Genomic DNA, 14504 nt, shown 5'->3' on the forward strand with positions numbered 1-14504 from the left:
CCCTTTGTTGTTTTTATATAGTTGAAATTAATCGATATTCTGGCTTATGCGCCACAGCACGCCACTAGGATCGTGCAAACAGAATTCTCGCATCTTCCAAGGTTGATCAACCAATTCTGTCATCTTGGCTCCGAATGACGCCAGATCGACATTCGAAACATGTTCATGCCAGTTGGCAACATCTTCCACCAGCAAATGCATCATGAAATTATTGCAGTGTTTTGGCTCATAAAAATCTTGCAACAAGAATGAGCAACTGCCCTTGAAGAAGTACGCCACACCACCAAAATCCGAAGGCATCTCAAAACCCAACGCCTGATAAAAGCGCTTTGATAGCTCGTAATCTTTCGCCGGAACAAAAGATTTAATTTCAACAATATTGAGGTTTTCCATTTCCTAAGTTTCCATTGTGTAGCACGTGTTCAACCACTCTAGTCATTTCGAAAAAAACTACCAATGTTTGGTGGTGATTTCTGTAACACAACTCGACTAAGAGCACATCGAAGTTTGATAATCGCACGTATAATCTTCATCAGAACGATTAAGGGCTATTGACCTTGAGGAAAGGAACTCAATGAAAAAACTACTTCCGATTGTATTCACTTGTTTGAGCTTAGCTTTCACCGCACCACCGGTATTGGCTTCTGAACGTGCAGAGCAAGGTTGGCAATGGATTGAGCAAGGTGCAATGATTGTCGATGTGCGTACGCCACAAGAGTTTTCCGATGGTCACTTGGACAATGCGGTTAACTTCCCACTTTCAGAGTTGGATAAACACTTTGCCAATGTCGATAAAGACACACAGATCGTGCTCTACTGCCGCAGTGGTAATCGCTCAGGGCAAGCGTATCAGTACCTGCAATCACAAGGGTTTACCAACCTTCATAACGCAGGTGGTTTAGTTGAGATGCAACAAGCGAAGTAGCACGACTTAGCACCTGCCTAGCCAATGGAATGGAAAGCACACCTCTCGTGTGCTTTTTGTTTTTTCACAATCTATTCGTTATCGGTTGAAGCCAGCTCGCCAAAGTAGTCTTCTAGTCGATGACGACCATAAGTCGGCGCAATATTGTCACCGCCTAACATGGTTAAAAAGAACTCCGCTGGACCGCCCCATTTCTCCGGAAAATGACGTACTATCGATAACCCAACTGTGCGCAGGAAGTCCGGTAGGTGCGTGTTTTTCTCCACTTTGTTTTGAGATTTGAACGCGATCCGAGCAATGTCATTGACAGACAAAACATCTGGACCACCGACATCGAGTTCCGTGTCATTTCGTTCAATAGCCTCTAAACAAAACCTTGCCAAATCTTTTCCATGAATGGGATTAAGCAAATTTTCACCATCGCCAAAAGTAAATACTCGACCTGATTTCGCCATGTTGTACACTTCGGTAATATCAGAGAAAAAGCCATTCGGGCGAATCACACAAGGGGTTAGTTTTGTTGATTGCAGAAGCCGATTCGCAAAGCGTTCTTTCGCCTCTAAAAGACGAACTTGAGGATATTTCTGAGCATTAAACGCAGAGATGTAGATGAATTTACCGACACCTGCTCGCTCTGCTTCTTCAAGCAAGTTCAAATTTGCTTGGTAGTCGACATCCAAATAACCTAATCCGTCTTGTTGGCGAGTAATGCCCAAGCATGAGATAACAACATCCACACCCTCACAAACACCTTTAAGCTCATCGGGATGAGTAACCTAAGCCTCTATCACTTGTGACTCTTCCACGCCCATTGCGAGTAACTTGGTTTTGTTTCTCGCAATGGCTTTAAAATCAATGTGCTCAGAGAGGAGTAGCTCAACAATATTCGAGCCTAAGTACCCCGTTGAGCCCGCAATTAAAATTCGAGGGTGCGTTTTCATAACATGACGTCCTATTCTTGCTCTGGTCGGTATGGTTCTTCACGCAATACGTGGCTCACCAATAACTTTAGGTAGAACAGCGGTAAAAACCATTCCAAACCTTGTGGTGCTTGTGCCCAATAAATCGAAATAATCACACTCAGAGAATACAGAGTTAGCGCCACAGGACGTTGTAAATACAACGGTGTTTTCATGACTAGGCTACATGCCAGAACCATGTAACCACCGATCACAACAATCCACATGATATCGAGATTCAAAAACGTCCAACTGTAGAGAGAAAGCTGCACGAAATGAGTCAGAATAAAACTCATGTGCTGCTTAAAGCCTTGTCCTTCACGATGAAACCAGCGCTTTGCCGTAGACGTCGCATTGGTAATAATGCCGCCGATGATATCCACTGTGAGCAAACCCGCGATAACATATTGAGTAGTAGTCCAATCCAGTTGTGCAAAGTACGCATAAATCACCACGACAAAACCAGCAGCAAAAGGGACATACAGCTGTAAATTCTTTTCTGCTTTCGTTGCACCCGGACCAATCAGCTTATCAATTCCACCCCAGAAACCCGCTCTTGCTTGAGGAGCACTCCAATCAATTTTCATACTAAAACCTTATTTCAACCACTTGGTCTTTTTAAATTAGTACGCTTTGAGAGCTAGGTAAAGATCTTTTTTGTCCACTCGGTCTAAATAAAAGATCTTGTGTTATACTGCGGGGCATTGCGGTAATAAAAGCTGAGAAGAAAACCATGCCGAAGATCGTCGACCATGAGAGCAGACGTAGAGAAATTGCCTTAAAAGCAACCGAAGTATTCCTTGAGTTCGGTTACAAAAATATTGGTATGAGACAGCTGTGCGAACAGTTAGGAATGAGCAAAAGTGCGGTTTATCACTATTACAAAAGTAAGGATGAACTATTCAAAGCCGCAACAGAGGCCATCGTCAACTTTGATGCAGAAGTGCTAGCAGATAGACCAAACTCAAGTGAAGCGAATACAGAGCAACAAGTGGAAAACTTCGTATTGATCTTCCAGCAAATGGCTCTGCGTTTCTTCCAAGAAATGAAGCTCGTATCTGATTACATTGATGTGATTGGGCAAGAAAACATAGCTACCGATCCATGCATGTTACTTGCGAATCAAAAGTACATGACGATGCTAGAAAACTACGTTTCAGCGCAACACAAAGAATCGCTTTATACCCTTATGCTAGGACTACTAAACCATCAATTGATGTTGGGTAAAGCGCTAGAAAATTCCTATGTTATTGAGCAAGTTGAGCGCATTTTAGTTTAGATTCAAACTCGCATTTAAAACGAACGTGAAAGAGGCTCCGTCGAGCCTCTTTTGTTTAGATTAATATGGTGAAGTCTAGTTGCTTAATAGCTCTACTTTCCTCGTCCATACATCTTGTCGAAGTTCGGAATGTTCTTTTCCCAAATGGGCGTCTCTTCTCCCACAATGGATTTGAGTGTGTCGATAAATAACTTGGTTTTGATCGGTGCATCTCGGTGCGGATACACGGCATAAAAAGTACCGAAATCATCAATGTTCAAGTGCGTCATGATCGGCACTAGCTTGCCTTGTTTGATTTCGTCTTGAACCATTTGTGCGGTCACCACAGCAAGCGTATTTCCTCCTGCTGCGCTTCTTGCTAACATTTCCACATCATTCACTTTATAAGCGACATTAAGCTGAAAATGCTGTTGTTTACCTTGCTCATCTTGATAGCCGAATTTATCGAATAACAACCCTGGGGCGGCGTAAATAGTGGCGGGTAGTGATTCCAGTTTCTCAAGACTGTTCACCTCACCATGTTTTTCTAAAAACGCTGGGGCGGCAACAATCAACAGGCGACTTCGTGCAATCTTACAGGTAATCAAGCTTGAGTTTTTAGGTCGTCCGATGCGGAAGCCAATATCAAACCCCTCTTGCACCATATCAACCATGCGATCTTCTAAGCGCAGTTCAAATTCCACATCTGGATATTGCTGTTGAAACACCGAAATCGCATCTTGAACATATTGACGCCCGAACATGGTCGAGCTGGTAATACGCAAGACACCACGAGGCTCTTCGTGATAATTCTGCGCCAAACGGTGAGTATCACTGAGAAGTGACCGAAGGGATTTGGCTTGGTTGACCATTTCATTCCCAGCAGCCGTTAACGATAAAGAGCGCGTGGTTCGGTTGAGTAATCGAACGCCCAACTCCTCTTCCAAACGGCTGATCTGTTTTGAGATCACCGAACGATCCACATTCTTCTGTTCTGATACCTTGGTGAACGAGCCAAGCTCGACCACTTCAAGTAACAGCAGTAAACGACTAGAGAAATCCATAACGTCTTACCTAAAAAACTATTGTTGCCAATAGAGCACCAATTATGTGCTATTTAGCTTATTTTTCTCATCTTATAACAAATCTATAGTAGCTGCACACAACGGGAGAGAGACAAACCTCCTCAATACCAAACCAATAAATTCGCGTTACCGAGGTCTGCTGATCTTACTAACGCTGAGGAAACAGCTATGAAAACTCTATCAATCACACAACAAAATGGCATCGCTACTGTTGAAATCAACAACCCACCAGTGAACGTACTGACTATCGATTTGATTAATGAAATCAACGAATTTGTACTATCACTTAAAGATGACCGCGATACAAAAGTGGTGGTCTTCAAATCGCTTCATGAGTCTTTCTTCTTGGCGCATTTAGATTTGAACGTTATCAACGGCACACAAGGTGGTCAGGCAGCATCCATTGAATTCAACCACATGATTGCCAACATCAAAGCGATGAAACAAGTATCGGTTGCTATGGTTGATGGTGTAGCTCGTGGCGGCGGCAATGAGTTTGTGATGGCGTGTGACTTGGCATACGGCACTGAAAACGCAGCATTTGCTCAGCCAGAGATTCACGTAAACATCCCAACGGGTGGTCAAGGTGCGGTGCAGTTCGCTCGCCGCATGGGCAAAAACAAAGCGCTTCAAGCACTGCTACTTGGTAACGACTTTACGGCACAACAAGCAGAGCCGTTAAACATCATTACTCAGTTTGTTCCTAAAGCAGAGTTAGATGGGTTCTTAGCGGCAACATTGGGCGTGATTAGCCAACTAGAAGTGCGTGACATCGTAATGTACAAAGAGATCATCGCAACCTCTATCAAAGATGAAGACGCAGGTGCAGAGCTAGAATTGCGTTACTTCTTAGAGCGCGCAAAAGAGCAAAAAACCGCAGCGATCATCGACGCGTTCCTAAAACACGGTGGTCAAACAGAGCGTGAAGCGAAAGACATCCAAGGCATCTTTGTTGATACCGCGGCTGAGCTAAACAAACAATAGAATTTAGTTCATCATTTACTTAGGCACCGACAGTCCGTTGGTGCCTTGTCTATTAGAAAACTCGGGAAATCTTATTGCATGAAAAACGATTAAATCATTCGTTTATTGCAAACTTAGCTTTTCGACAGCAATGTTAGAAACAAAATTGCGCGTGCGAGGAAATACAATGGAGGCAGTTAAACAATAGCCAGATCAATAGAAAAACGAGGTCCTCCATGAATCAACTTCCCGACGAAAACCAAAAACGATTTGTTGCCGTAATCAGTAAAAAAGTCGAAGTGGGACGCGCCGTTAACGTATTAGGACACTTGAGCGTAAGCCTTGCGAATCAACTTTCTGATGGCGACGCAGTCTACATCGACTATCACGATCTCGACGGCAATGTTCATCCAAATATCTCCCACTATCCGTTTATCGTCTTGAGAGCGGACAACTCCAACAAAATCAGAAAACTTCGCCAAGAAGCACTCGATAAAGACATCCCCTTCTCCGATTTTACTCACACCATGGTAGTAGGTGGCTCTGAAATACAACAACAAACCACCAAAAACACACCAGAAGCCGATTTAGAATATTTAGGCATTTGTTTGTTCGGCGAGACTGAAACTCTTCGAGAATTGACCAAAAAATTCAGCTTATATCGCTAAAAGCGCGTGATACCTTGGTGATCCTCTCATCATTTTTTCATCAAGCTATCTGTACATTGCCACTTTTAGGTTTAGAATCTAGCGAATCTATCAACCAAAAGTGACAACACTTACAACGAAATTAAGGAGGAATTTATGTCTTTGTGGTGTTCAATCAACCCACGTTTTTATGGCATGAAGGACCGCTCAAGAGTTTCAGATTTCGCGCTGCGATAATCTCGACTTGAGCGAATAATTACCTTTCGACGAAAACACGTCACCCGAGTACTTTCCCTCAAGCTCGAAGAATTATTGTCAGTTATGACAACGGCGTCTTGCGCCCAAAATTCTTGAGAACACTATGAGTACTTTTTTAACTGCACAATCACTAACCCTTTCTCATACAGCAACACCAATCTTCAAAGATCTAACGTTTACGATTCACCGTGGCGACAAAATTGGTCTTATCGGTCATAACGGCTGTGGTAAAAGCTCCCTACTCAAACTGCTTAGCGCTCAATTTGAACCAAGCCAAGGCACGGTTGCCAAAGCCAGTTCATGTTTGATGCGTTATGTTGAGCAACATTTACCTGAGTCTTTAAGCACACATTCCGTATTGGACGCGTTAGCGGAATCCTTATCCGATGATGAGCTCTGGCGCGCCGAACTCTTATTGGATGAACTCGGATTTTCGACCACAGAACGACACATGCCGGTTGAGAATTGCAGCGGAGGTCAGCAAATGCGACTCCTGCTTGCTCGTGCGATTATCCATCAACCTGACTTACTGCTTCTGGATGAACCAAGCAACCACTTGGACTTGCCATCGCTCCTTTGGTTAGAGCAATTCCTATCAAACTGGAAAGGCTCATTCGTATTGGTATCTCACGATCAAACCTTACTCGATCGCGTCACCAACACCACTTGGGTCATGCGAGATCGGTCTCTGCATCATTTCTCTTTGGCTTGCTCTCAAGCAAGACAAGCATTAAAAGAGAAAGATGAAACCGATCAACTTCGCCATGCCAGCGAGCAGAAAGAGATCGACCGAATCGAGAAAAGCGCCAAGCGTCTAGCCACTTGGGGCAAAGTCTACGATAACGAAGATCTTGCTCGAAAAGCCAAGACGATGTTTGCGCGCAAAGAACGTTTAGAGGAAGAACAAACCGAACTGACAGAAGGCACACCGTGGGCGCTGCAACTTCAAGGTGAGTCAATGCCAGCAAATCGACTGTTAGAGGTTTTGCCTTTCTCGGTAACGCCACCAAACAGTGATTATCATTTGTTTGATTTGGCAGAAATGCGCGTGAAAAGTGGCGACCGAATTGCCGTTCTAGGCAGTAATGGTTGCGGTAAATCGACTTTGTTGAATCTGCTTTATCGTCAGTATGAAGCCATCCAAACCGACCTAGGCAACAAACATGAGAGTGTGACTTTCCACGACCGCTGTCGCTTGGGTTACTACGATCAATCTCTAAGGCAACTCGACGATCATCAATCCATCACAGATGCGCTGCAGTCGTTTGCCAGCATCAGCAGTGAACAGGCAAAACGTTCGCTAATTGGAGCAGGATTCGAGTACGCAAGACACGAGCAGAAAGTCGTCAGTCTAAGTGGCGGAGAACGAGCGAGGCTGCTGTTTGTGGGCTTAACCCTCGCGCGTTATCACATGCTATTTTTAGATGAACCGACCAACCATTTGGATATGGAAGGCAAAGAAGAGCTGATTGAAACTTTGGAGTCCACACTATATGGTATTGATATAGCCAAAATACGTGGGAAGCTTGATTGTATCTACTCATGTTATTTGTCCTCTTTGACTTCTGGAAAAATCAAAGACGCATTTAGCATGAGTAGTTTTACAGGCAAAGCCGAAACGGATGATAACCACCNNGGTTTAGGGCTGAAAATAAAGGCTCCGAGATGGAGCCTTACATAATGAGAAAATCCACTTAACGATTGAGTTCCGCCAGAGATTCAATGCTGATGGCATCGTGTCGCCAATACTCGATATCGCAATCAATCAACTCACCGTGTTGGTTGTAGTTGATACGCTCCACCACCATCGCTGGTGTGCCGGCTGTCGCGCGTAGTGCTTGAGCCATTTCACCCAACAAAGTACTGGTTGAAATGCGGTAGCGAATCTTTTGATACGTCACGCCATAATGATCGCGATAAATGTCCGTCAGTGAATTTGATAAATCGTAGTCCAGCAGGTTCGGAAACAGCTCTGGGCGAATGTAGTTTGTTACGAATACCACAGGCCTATCTTCAAGGTATCGCACACGGTCGACTCGATACACGTCCGAGAAAGGCTGCAAGTCCAGCAAGCGCGCGGCTTGTTTGTTTGCCAAGGTTCCTTTTGCTGCGACCAACTCCGTTTTTGGCACACGATTTTGCGCTTTCGCCATGTTCGGGAAGTTCAGCGTTTGGGTTGGGTCGTAACGCAATGGCTCAGGTGAGATAAACCAACCTCGGCGATCTTCGCGATAGATTCGACCTTCTGCTTCCAGCAGTGATAAAGCTTCACGCAGAGTGACGCGTGTAGTATCGAACGACTCCGCCAACTTACGCTCTGCTGGCAGTTTTTGACGCGGCGATAGCATGCCCGCTTCAATCTGTTCAACAATCGAATCTTTAATTTTTACGTATTGCACGAAGTGTCCTTATCTTTTGCGCCAAGCTTGTGTGTGATTTTCTAACAATTTACCCAAAGTCATCTGAACAATCTTCGCAATTGCGGCAGCCATCATGATCATCACAGCCATCGCTGCTGCAGCGCCAGTTTGACCGGCATCGTCCATATTCAGAATCGAGACCGAAGCCGGAATCGTATCGGTTGAGTAAAGGAATACTACCGCAGAAGTGGTGGTCAATGCATTAACAAACAAGTAAGTCGCAATGTCCAAAATCGCAGGTAAACACACAGGTAATGTCACTTTAAAGAACAACTTGTATTGAGGGAGCTTCACCGATGCCGCCGTGGCTTCAATCTCCGATGGCAACTGCTTTAGCGCTGTCAGGGCGGTCATGTGACCCACTGTGTAGTAATGCACTACCGTGTTAATCACCAAGAATGCCATGGTGCCATAAAGTACGTTCAGAGGATTGTTCGCATCGTTGAAGTAAAAGATGTAACCCAAGCCAAGCACCATACCCGGAACCGCCATTGGCACCACGCTGAGCATTTGCATCACTTGACGAATTGGACCGAACGCACGCCCTTTCTCAATGCAGTAAGCACCGACAAAGATGATTGCTGTACCAATAACCGCTGTCCAACCTGCCAGCGTTAGCGAGTTGAAGAATGGGCTCCAACCGTAGGTGCTCATTTCAGCAAAGTTGTAGTTGTTTAGCGTCAACGCTTTGTTCCAAGGCCAGAATGTAACTAACGAGCCATACACCGCCATACCAAGTACTGCCAACACTGCGATAGAAATGATGCTGCAGTAAACCAAACAAATACTGTCGCGCGCTTTGTTAGGTTCTGGCTGATAAGGCACCGAGCGTGTGTCAAATAAGCTCTTTTGCTTTTTCTGTACCCAGCGGTCTGCACCAAATGCCATTACCGCAGGGAATAACAGCATAATGCTGGTCACCGCACCCATAGCAAAGTTTTGTTGTCCCACAACTTGCTTGAAGATGTCAGTCGCCAGAACGTTGTAGCTTCCACCAATCACTTTCGGCACACCAAAGTCCGTGATAACCAGCGTAAAGACGACGATAAGCGTACTGATCAAACCGTATTTCGCCGCAGGTAACGTCACCATAAAGAAGGTTTTGATGGGTGAAGTTTTCAGTGCGCGGGCTGCTTCATACAAACGGGCATCTGAAGTGCGCAGTGAGGTGGTTAAGATCATCAATGCATGAGGGAAGGTCCAGAAAATCAAACCCATCGAGATACCAATCACGCCGTAAATCGAGTTTCCTAACAACATATCTTTGGCAATGCCTTGATTACCGAAAAGGAAGATCAAACTGATCGCCGGCAACAACGAAGGCGCAAGAATTGGCGCAGTGCCTAGGATTTGAAACAAACCTTTAAACGGCATACATGAACGAGTCAGCGCGTAGGCATAACCAAACGCAAGCACACCCACTACCGAGGTCACAATCACGCCTAAAGTGAAGGTGTTACCCACAGACACCCACAAGCTTGAAGAGGAAAAGTATGTCGCAAAGTTTGCCAATCCGACAAATTCGCCATTGGCAAAGATGGAAAATTGTTGGTTGTCGACAACGGTGCGTACGGTGCACGTATCGCTCAGATCGCTGATTACCTAAATATTCCATGCCATGTAGTTTCCCCAGGCGAAACATCACAGCCACACTTGAACGAGGTGGAAACTGCATTGGCATCGGATCCTGCTATCACACACGTGGCAATTGTTCACTGTGAGACAACCACTGGCATGCTTAACCCAATTGAGGCATTTGCTTCTGCGGCAAAAGCACACGGTAAAGTCGTGATTCTCGATGCCATGTCGAGCTTTGGTGGCATTCCTATCGATATCGCTGAGCTAGGCATCGATTTTATGATCAGCTCTGCAAACAAATGTATTCAAGGCGTGCCGGGCTTTGGCTTTGTGATTGCGAAACAAACTGAGCTCGAAAAGTGCCAAGGTCAGGATCGTTCTTTGAGCCTTGATCTTTACGACCAGTGGCACTGTATGGAAGTAAACCACGGCAAATGGCGTTTTACGTCTCCAACGCACACGGTTCGCGCTTTCTATCAAGCATTGTTAGAGCTGGAACAAGAAGGCGGCATTGAGGCTCGTCATAACCGTTACCAAACTAACCAGAAAACACTGGTTGCAGGTATGCGCTCTTTGGGGTTTGAGCCACTACTGAGTGATGACCTTCACTCGCCAATCATCACTTCTTTCTACTCTCCGACGCACAGTGATTACCAGTTCAAAGCGTTCTACACACGTTTAAAAGAGCAAGGTTTTGTGATTTATCCGGGTAAGGTATCGAACGCAGATTGCTTCCGTATCGGCAACATTGGCGAAGTTTACCCAGCAGATATCGAGCGCTTAATCGGTGCAATTGAAAAAGCAATGTACTGGCAAGTTGCGTAAAGCAGCCTTCTGATTGAGAGAGCGTTATGACTCAGAATATCAAACCGACCCATTTCCGCAGCGAAGGCGATGTCAACACAACACCAGCGCGCCAAGCTTGGAATGCATCGATGGACGACGAACGCACGCAAGCCTTGTTGAAGCGTGATTCGGAGGTCTTTCTTCATCAAGCCATGTCGACGCCTTGCTTAGATACCTTGGAGGCAGCAGAAGGCATCTACATCCAAGATGCCACCGGCAAAAAGTACATGGACTTTCATGGCAATAACGTCCACCAGCTAGGCTATGGTCATCCGCATGTGATTAACCGTGTGCAAGAGCAAATCGCCAAACTGCCGTTTTCACCACGTCGTTTTACCAATGAAACTGCGATTGAATGTGCCGAAAAACTCACCCAAATCTGTGGCGGCGAATTGAACCGCGTGCTGTTTGCTCCGGGTGGCACATCTGCGGTTGGTATGGCTCTTAAATTAGCACGCCACATCACGGGCAACTACAAGGTGGTGTCGTTGTGGGATTCCTTCCACGGCGCATCATTGGATGCCATCTCAGTAGGTGGCGAAGCGTGTTTCCGCCAAGGCATGGGGCCATTAATGGCAGGTGTTGAACGCATTCCACCAGCCGTATCTTACCGTGGCGCTTTCCCAGTTGCGGACAGCAGCGATGTGCATTACGCCAATTACCTCGAATACGTGATTGAGAAAGAAGGCGGCGTGGGCGCGTTTATCGCAGAAGCAGTTCGTAATACCGACGTACAAGTGCCGAGCAAAGCCTACTGGAAACGCATTCGAGAAATCTGTGACAAACACAATGTCATGTTGATCATCGACGACATCCCAAATGGCATGGGTCGCAGCGGTGAATGGTTCACATACCAAGCCTACGACATCGAGCCAGATATGCTCTGCATCGGTAAAGGTTTGGGCGGAGGGTTAGTGCCTATAGCAGCCATGGTAACCAAAGACAAATACAACACTGCCGAGCAAATCTCAATGGGTCATTACACTCATGAGAAAAGCCCTATTGGTTGTGCTGCAGCACTGGCAACCATGGAAGCTATTGAGCAAGACGGTTTGCTAGATAAAGCCAAAGCCGATAGCCAGTTCATGCGTGAAAAGCTGCTAGAGATGAAAGCCAAATACCCAGTGATTGGTGATGTGCGTGGCATCGGCATGTTGTGGGGCATTGAGTTGGTCACTGACCACGAAAGCAAAGCACGCGCGTATGACGAAGCGGAAGCTGTGTTGTACCAATGCCTCAACAACGGAGTGAGTTTCAAGGTATCGCAAGGTAACGTGATTCAACTCAGCCCACCGCTGATCATCACTCGCGAACAGCTGACAGAAGCGTTGGCGATCTTCGAAGAAGCCATCGCCAAAGTGTGTAAAGACTTTAATTACATTTAGGGTCAATAGACCTCAACAAAAACCAATTTATCCTGAGCGCAGTTCCGACGTGTAGGCAAGCGCTCTGGCAAGCAAGAAAAAGGATTGAACATGAGCAACTCACCAATTCAAGCAGTGATCTTTGACTGGGCTGGCACTATCGTCGATTTCGGCTCTTTTGCACCAACTAGCATCTTTGTGGAAGCGTTCAAACAAGGCTTTGACTTTGAAATCGACCTAGAAGAAGCGCGCGAACCAATGGGCCTTGGTAAGTGGGAGCACATCCAAGCTGTGGGTCGTATCCCTGCGGTTGATAAGCGTTGGAATGAGAAATTTGGTCGCTCAATGACCAACGAAGACATCGATGCTATCTACGCAGCATTTATGCCTTTGCAAAAAGCAAAAGTGGCGGACCATGCAGACCCAATCCTTAATGCGATTGAAGTTGTGAACGGTCTGAAAGACAAAGGCATCAAGATCGGTTCTTGTTCTGGTTACCCTCGCGAAGTGATGGACGTATTGATTCCGGTGGCTGCGGATTACGGCTACAAACCGGATTACGTAGTAGCAACGGATGACCTGCCTCAAGGTGGTCGCCCAGCACCATTTATGGCACTGAAGAACGTGATTGAGCTGAATGTAACGGACGTTAATGCGTGTATCAAAGTAGATGACGCAGCACCGGGCATCGATGAAGGTCACAACGCCGGTATGTGGACCGTTGGCTTGCTGCTTTCAGGTAACGAAGCAGGTCTAACGTTTGAAGAATACCAAGCCGCAGACGAAGCAACGCTTAATTCCGCTCGTGAAAAAGCGCGTGCAAAACTGCTCAAGAGCTCGCCGCACTACCTTATCGATACGATCGCTGACTTCCCAGAAGTGGTTGCAGATATCGAACGTCGCCTAGCGGCAGGTGAGCGTCCTTAGTCGACAGTCACTATTCTCACGCATAAAAAAACCTCTCAGCATCGAGAGGTTTTTTGTATCGCGGGTTGTCGCTAATCAAATTAGTTGATCGCAGTACTCGCTCGACGTTTTAGCTTAAAGCCCATGTCCGTTGCGTGCTCTACGGGCTCACCTTTAATGGCTTGCAGTAACTTGTCTGCGGCTTTCGTCCCCATACGTTCGTAATCGAATTCCGCACAGGTCAAACTTGGGTAGGCGTGCTCACCCATGGAAGAACCTTCCAAACAAATAATCGCAATGTCGGTCGGGACTTTCAGCACTCGGCGATGACACTCAAACAACGCGCCAATCGCAATCTCTTCATGGCTACATACCAGAGCATTCAAACTTGAATCGCGCAGCAATAGCTTTGCCAACCCTTCCGCCCCTAATTGTGAAGATGGTGCTTCGTGCGTGGTTAAAAAATGGTCCGGCGCAAGGTAGTTTTCAATCATCGCGCTTTGCCAGCCGTGTAGCTTACGTTGCAAAGTGGAGTGATCGCCGCGCGCACCAATGAAGCCCACGTTCTTGAAGCCTTGTTCAATCACATGCTTAGTACAAGCTTTACCCACCTCAAAATGGTCAACACCGATATTGAGATAGCTCGCTTTCGAACTTAACTCAGCAATTTCCAATACTGGCGTGTTCGAGGCTTCCAAAAGCTGATTAGTGCGTTGGCTGTGTTCATTACCAAACAGCACTACTCCGGCTGGGCGGCTCTCAAGAAATGTCGAAAGCAGTTTCTCTTCTTGCTCTACCGAGTAATCACTGTAACCAAGCAGCAACTGATAACCTGCCTTGTTCAACGCTTGTTGAAAGCTCGGTAAGAAAAGCGCGCACGCTTTTTCAAACAGGGAAGGAATGATAAGAGCGATGGAGTAACTTTCAGCAGACGCCAAAGCCCCTGCCGCTTTATTCGGGATATAGCCGAGCTCATCAACCACTTGTTGAATCTTTTCTCTCAGCTTGTCAGATACTAGCTCGGGCGTTCGTAATGCTCGCGACACCGTCATGGTGCCTACGCCGGCTTTTTTAGCGACGTCCGCCAAGGTGACATTGCCAGTACTTCTTCGTTTGCGAGGTTCGCTCATTGTTCTTATTTAGTGTTCTCTATTTTCTGCCGCGACATCTTACCACAGCGTTTTAGTGGTTTTGATATTAGCGCATTAGAAGTCGATCACAAGCATATGAAACTCGGATGACAGATAAAAATAGTAGCGCTATCACAATTTATGATAGCGCTATCAGATAGCGCT

General features: G+C 46.1%; 11 protein-coding genes and 5 pseudogenes. 8 read left to right on the top strand and 8 right to left on the bottom strand.

The window, feature by feature from the left end:
- Nucleotides 1-27: 27 nt before the first annotated feature.
- Nucleotides 28-393, bottom strand: coding sequence for a VOC family protein (locus tag H735_RS20695; protein ID WP_020196136.1), 366 nt, complete (start codon nt 391-393; stop codon nt 28-30).
- 181 nt (nt 394-574) lie between these two features.
- Here H735_RS20695 and H735_RS20700 point away from each other — a divergent pair, with 181 nt between their 5' ends.
- Nucleotides 575-925: a rhodanese-like domain-containing protein gene (locus H735_RS20700; protein ID WP_020196137.1), complete on the top strand. Its 351-nt coding sequence runs from the start codon at nt 575-577 to the stop codon at nt 923-925.
- A gap of 71 nt (nt 926-996) precedes the next feature.
- On the opposite strand, the pseudogene H735_RS20705 reads toward H735_RS20700, so the two are convergent.
- Nucleotides 997-1866: pseudogene (locus tag H735_RS20705) on the bottom strand (SDR family oxidoreductase).
- A gap of 11 nt (nt 1867-1877) precedes the next feature.
- Nucleotides 1878-2471: a hypothetical protein gene (locus H735_RS20710; RefSeq protein ID WP_020196140.1), complete on the bottom strand. Its 594-nt coding sequence runs from the start codon at nt 2469-2471 to the stop codon at nt 1878-1880.
- A gap of 146 nt (nt 2472-2617) precedes the next feature.
- Between H735_RS20710 and H735_RS20715 the strand changes: the two genes are divergently transcribed.
- A complete protein-coding gene (locus tag H735_RS20715; RefSeq protein WP_020196141.1) occupies nt 2618-3163 on the top strand; it encodes a TetR/AcrR family transcriptional regulator in 546 nt (181 codons plus the stop codon).
- Nucleotides 3164-3255: 92 nt separating this feature from the next.
- Here the strand turns inward: H735_RS20715 and H735_RS20720 are convergent, their stop codons facing one another.
- Nucleotides 3256-4206 carry a LysR family transcriptional regulator gene (locus tag H735_RS20720; protein WP_020196142.1) on the bottom strand — a complete coding sequence of 317 codons (951 nt, stop codon included), beginning with the start codon at nt 4204-4206 and terminating at the stop codon, nt 3256-3258.
- A gap of 189 nt (nt 4207-4395) precedes the next feature.
- Here H735_RS20720 and H735_RS20725 point away from each other — a divergent pair, with 189 nt between their 5' ends.
- The 3 genes and pseudogenes from H735_RS20725 to H735_RS20735 all read left to right on the top strand — a co-directional run.
- Nucleotides 4396-5211, top strand: a complete 816-nt coding sequence (locus tag H735_RS20725) for an enoyl-CoA hydratase/isomerase family protein (protein ID WP_020196143.1) — start codon at nt 4396-4398, stop codon at nt 5209-5211.
- A 215-nt stretch (nt 5212-5426) separates the two neighbouring features.
- Nucleotides 5427-5858 carry a DUF2000 domain-containing protein gene (locus H735_RS20730; RefSeq protein WP_020196144.1) on the top strand — a complete coding sequence of 144 codons (432 nt, stop codon included), beginning with the start codon at nt 5427-5429 and terminating at the stop codon, nt 5856-5858.
- 340 nt (nt 5859-6198) lie between these two features.
- Nucleotides 6199-7581: pseudogene (locus tag H735_RS20735) on the top strand (ABC-F family ATP-binding cassette domain-containing protein); the annotation flags it as partial.
- On the opposite strand, the pseudogene H735_RS31230 reads toward H735_RS20735, so the two are convergent.
- The 3 genes and pseudogenes from H735_RS31230 to H735_RS20745 all read right to left on the bottom strand — a co-directional run.
- Nucleotides 7553-7639 (bottom strand): annotated as a pseudogene (locus H735_RS31230) (IS200/IS605 family transposase); the annotation flags it as partial. The pseudogenes H735_RS20735 and H735_RS31230 sit on opposite strands and share 29 nt — an antisense overlap.
- A 150-nt stretch (nt 7640-7789) precedes the next feature.
- On the bottom strand, nt 7790-8494 hold the full coding sequence (gene phnR, locus H735_RS20740) for a phosphonate utilization transcriptional regulator PhnR (RefSeq protein WP_005442366.1): 705 nt from the start codon (nt 8492-8494) through the stop codon (nt 7790-7792).
- Nucleotides 8495-8503: 9 nt separating this feature from the next.
- A pseudogene (locus H735_RS20745) lies at nt 8504-10048 on the bottom strand (putative 2-aminoethylphosphonate ABC transporter permease subunit); the annotation flags it as partial.
- On the opposite strand from H735_RS20745, the pseudogene phnW reads away from it, so the two are divergent.
- The 3 genes and pseudogenes from phnW to phnX form a co-directional block, all read left to right on the top strand.
- Nucleotides 10040-10918: pseudogene (gene phnW, locus H735_RS20750) on the top strand (2-aminoethylphosphonate--pyruvate transaminase); the annotation flags it as partial. The pseudogenes H735_RS20745 and phnW overlap by 9 nt on opposite strands.
- 26 nt (nt 10919-10944) lie before the next feature.
- Complete coding sequence (locus tag H735_RS20755) at nt 10945-12324, top strand: aspartate aminotransferase family protein (RefSeq protein WP_020196607.1); 1380 nt, start codon at nt 10945-10947, stop codon at nt 12322-12324.
- Nucleotides 12325-12414: 90 nt separating this feature from the next.
- Nucleotides 12415-13230: a phosphonoacetaldehyde hydrolase gene (gene phnX / locus H735_RS20760; protein WP_020196608.1), complete on the top strand. Its 816-nt coding sequence runs from the start codon at nt 12415-12417 to the stop codon at nt 13228-13230.
- A gap of 80 nt (nt 13231-13310) precedes the next feature.
- Here phnX and H735_RS20765 read toward each other — a convergent pair whose 3' ends face one another.
- Nucleotides 13311-14339 carry a LacI family DNA-binding transcriptional regulator gene (locus H735_RS20765; RefSeq protein WP_005442357.1) on the bottom strand — a complete coding sequence of 343 codons (1029 nt, stop codon included), beginning with the start codon at nt 14337-14339 and terminating at the stop codon, nt 13311-13313.
- Between the last annotated feature and the right edge of the window lie 165 nt (nt 14340-14504).

Source organism: Vibrio owensii CAIM 1854 = LMG 25443, assembly GCF_000817815.1.
In the GTDB taxonomy this organism is placed as follows: domain Bacteria; phylum Pseudomonadota; class Gammaproteobacteria; order Enterobacterales; family Vibrionaceae; genus Vibrio; species Vibrio owensii.

Excerpts from the sequence above, each read along its gene's own strand:
- H735_RS20695 (WP_020196136.1), bottom strand. The coding sequence starts at position 393 with ATGGAAAACCTCAATATTGTTGAAATTAAATCTTTTGTTCCGGCGAAA.
- H735_RS20755 (WP_020196607.1), top strand. The coding sequence starts at position 10,945 with ATGACTCAGAATATCAAACCGACCCATTTCCGCAGCGAAGGCGATGTC.
- H735_RS20720 (WP_020196142.1), bottom strand. The coding sequence starts at position 4,206 with ATGGATTTCTCTAGTCGTTTACTGCTGTTACTTGAAGTGGTCGAGCTT.
- H735_RS20715 (WP_020196141.1), top strand. The coding sequence starts at position 2,618 with ATGCCGAAGATCGTCGACCATGAGAGCAGACGTAGAGAAATTGCCTTA.
- H735_RS20710 (WP_020196140.1), bottom strand. The coding sequence starts at position 2,471 with ATGAAAATTGATTGGAGTGCTCCTCAAGCAAGAGCGGGTTTCTGGGGT.
- phnX (WP_020196608.1), top strand. The coding sequence starts at position 12,415 with ATGAGCAACTCACCAATTCAAGCAGTGATCTTTGACTGGGCTGGCACT.
- H735_RS20700 (WP_020196137.1), top strand. The coding sequence starts at position 575 with ATGAAAAAACTACTTCCGATTGTATTCACTTGTTTGAGCTTAGCTTTC.
- H735_RS20725 (WP_020196143.1), top strand. The coding sequence starts at position 4,396 with ATGAAAACTCTATCAATCACACAACAAAATGGCATCGCTACTGTTGAA.
- H735_RS20730 (WP_020196144.1), top strand. The coding sequence starts at position 5,427 with ATGAATCAACTTCCCGACGAAAACCAAAAACGATTTGTTGCCGTAATC.
- H735_RS20765 (WP_005442357.1), bottom strand. The coding sequence starts at position 14,339 with ATGAGCGAACCTCGCAAACGAAGAAGTACTGGCAATGTCACCTTGGCG.